The sequence below is a fragment of the Arthrobacter sp. HMWF013 genome, from assembly GCF_003061105.1.
Classification (GTDB): Bacteria; Actinomycetota; Actinomycetes; order Actinomycetales; family Micrococcaceae; genus Arthrobacter.
This window is the reverse complement of the sequence record NZ_QAIQ01000532.1, coordinates 1-2116: the sequence shown is the minus strand read 5'-3', so window position 1 is coordinate 2116 and position 2116 is coordinate 1. Positions and strand designations below refer to the sequence as shown.

Here is a 2116-nt window from a genome sequence, read left to right as displayed (position 1 = left end):
ATGCAGCTGATCCCGGACGTCACCACTGCATTCCTGGACACCTTCCGCATGGAGAAGACGCTGGCGCTGAACTTCTCCATCGTCAACCCCCGCACCGGTGACCCCTACCACCGCGACCCGCGCGGCGTAGCCGAGAAGGCTGAGGCCTACCTCGCTTCCACCGGTATCGCTGACACCGCGTTCTTCGCTCCCGAAGCCGAGTTCTTCGTCTTCGACAACGTCCAGTACCGGTCCTCCCCCGAGGGCAGCTTCTACAAGATCGACTCAGAAGAAGCCCACTGGAACACCGGCCGCGAAGAAGAGGGCGGAAACCTCGGCTACAAGACCCCCATCAAGGGCGGCTACTTCCCGGTTTCCCCCACCGACAAGCAGGCCGACCTCCGCGACGCCATGTGTGTCGCCCTGGACGAAGCAGGCCTTGAGGTCGAGCGCAGCCACCACGAAGTCGGTTCCGCCGGCCAGGCTGAAATCAACTACAAGTTCACCACGCTGACCCACGCGGCAGACGATCTCCAGAAGTTCAAGTACGTCGTCAAGAACACTGCCGATGCCTGGGGCAAGTCCGTGACCTTCATGCCGAAGCCCGTCTTCGGTGACAACGGCTCGGGCATGCACTGCCACCAGTCGCTGTGGACCAACGGCGAACCGCTGTTCTACGACGAAAAGGGCTACGCCGGCCTGTCCGACACCGCCCGCTGGTACATCGGCGGCCTGCTCAAGCACTCCTCCGCAGTGCTGGCCTTCACCAACCCGACGGTGAACTCCTACCGCCGCCTGGTCAAGGGCTTCGAAGCTCCGGTCAACATGGTTTACTCGCAGGGCAACCGCTCCGCCGGTATCCGTATCCCGATCACGGGTTCGAACCCCAAGGCCAAGCGCATCGAGTTCCGCGCTCCGGACCCCTCCTCCAACCCGTACCTGGCGTTCGCCGCCCAGCTGATGGCCGGCATTGACGGCATCCGCAACCGCATCGAACCCCCGGCTCCGATCGACAAGGACCTCTACGAGCTCCCCGCCGAGGAAGCCAAGGACATCCCCAAGGCACCGGGCACCCTCGAAGAGGCACTGGACGCCCTTGCAGAGGACAACGAGTTCCTGCAGGCCGGCGGCGTGTTCACCCAGGACCTGATCGACACCTGGATCGAATACAAGTACGAGAATGAGATCCGCCCGCTGTCACTGCGCCCGAACCCCTACGAGTTCGAGCTCTACTACGGCGTCTAGCAAACCCCGCGGCTGAGCACGTTCAGTCCGTCAAAAGTCCGCCCGGCTGCGAGTTCCGCTTCGCAGCCGGGCGGACTTTTTGGTGTTTAAGGCGGAGGCCGGCTCCAGACGTGCTGAGACCAGGAGCCGGCCCCCTGACGTGTGCCCCCGAGACGAAGACTGTTCCAGCCTTCCCCCCAACAAGGTGTGGGAACACCGCCAATCCACATGATCGGCCACTGCGGGCCTCCAGGCAAATGCATCCCGGGTGTCGTGAACGGATGTTTACGTTCCAGCGCGTGTTATGCCCCGAAGACCCGGTACATGATCCGCTGCGGACCGGAACTGCCGCCAAGATATTGCCCACGGTCCTCAAAACCCGCACGCCGGTAGGCTGAGCGCCCCGCGGGATTTCCCTCATTGACGGAAAGTACGACGCCGGTCTCTGCCGTTCCCAGCCTGGCGGTCAGTTTCGCGGCAGTTTCCACGGCGGACGCAGCGGCCAGCGGTCCGAGTCCCTGGCCCTGATGGCGCCGGTCAATCAGGAACCCGCGGAGCAGCCAGGCGGAGTTCTGGTCCGGCCAGCCGGCAAGGCCCGCCGCGCCGGACTGCAGTGTCAGCACTCCTACGGCGTATCCATCCGCCTCGATGACGTAGGGAAAGCGCGAGTCCTCGGCCAGCCCTGCCAGCGCCATCCGGAGCGGATCACCAACAAAGGTGCTTTGGCCCGGCAACAGTTCCATCAGGGCGACTTCACCGAGCTGGATGGCGAGGGAATCGGCGTCGAGGTCTTGAAGGGAAATCAGCCACACAGAAGCAGGCGGACGCTTCAGGTCAGCGCCCTTCGTCGCCGGCGGGTGAGGAATCATCTGCAGGCGGTCCCGCCGGATCCATCCACAGCACCTCCCAGAGG

Annotated in this window: 2 protein-coding genes; one reads left to right on the top strand and one right to left on the bottom strand. The window is 64.1% G+C overall.

What is annotated here, in order from left to right; translation table 11 throughout:
* Positions 1 to 1224 (top strand): type I glutamate--ammonia ligase (glnA, locus tag DBR22_RS18425; RefSeq protein WP_108600202.1); only part of this gene is annotated, 1224 nt, incomplete at its 5' end.
* Between the two features lie 281 nt (positions 1225 to 1505).
* Here glnA and DBR22_RS18420 read toward each other — a convergent pair.
* Positions 1506 to 2072, bottom strand: a complete 567-nt coding sequence (locus DBR22_RS18420) for a GNAT family N-acetyltransferase (protein ID WP_108600201.1) — start codon at positions 2070 to 2072, stop codon at positions 1506 to 1508.
* Positions 2073 to 2116 lie beyond the last annotated feature (44 nt).